This window comes from Thauera butanivorans NBRC 103042, from assembly GCF_001591165.1.
Classification (GTDB): domain Bacteria; phylum Pseudomonadota; class Gammaproteobacteria; order Burkholderiales; family Rhodocyclaceae; genus Thauera; species Thauera butanivorans.
Genome location: NZ_BCUG01000154.1, coordinates 1 through 500 on the forward strand (window position 1 = coordinate 1; position 500 = coordinate 500).

At 68.4% G+C, this 500-nt stretch carries 1 protein-coding gene; it reads right to left on the bottom strand.

The window, feature by feature from the left end; translation table 11 throughout:
• Nucleotides 1-500 (bottom strand): ABC transporter ATP-binding protein (locus tag TBU01S_RS22790; protein ID WP_157659277.1); only part of this gene is annotated, 500 nt, incomplete at both ends.

A 500-nucleotide genomic window follows, 5' to 3' on the forward strand; every position in this document is an offset into this window, starting at 1 on the left:
CTCGTACATGTAGTCCTTCAGGCCCACGCGCTCGATCTGCCAGGCCGCTTCCTTGAGGATGCGCGCTTCCTCGGCGCGGTCCAGCCGCCAGGCCGAACTCAACACGCCCTTGCCGCTGCGCAGGTGGGCGCCGATGGCCACGTTCTCGAGCACGCTCATCGTCGGCAGCAGCTTGACGTGCTGGAAGCTGCGGCTCATGCCCATGCGGGCGATCTCGCGCGAGTCGTGGCCGGCCACCGGCTTGCCCAGGAACAGCACTTCGCCCGAAGTCGGCGTGTCGACGCCCGAGATCTGGTTGAACATCGTGCTCTTGCCCGCGCCGTTGGGGCCGATCAGGGCGAGGATCTCGCCTGCCTTCACCTCCAGGCTCATGTTGTTGTTGGCCACCAGGCCGCCGAACTTGCGCGTCACGTCCTTCACCACCAGGATCGGCTCGCCGGCGGCCGGCAGCGTGCGCCGCGGCAGCGGCTCGGCGGCGGCGTCGATCTTCTTGTGCACCG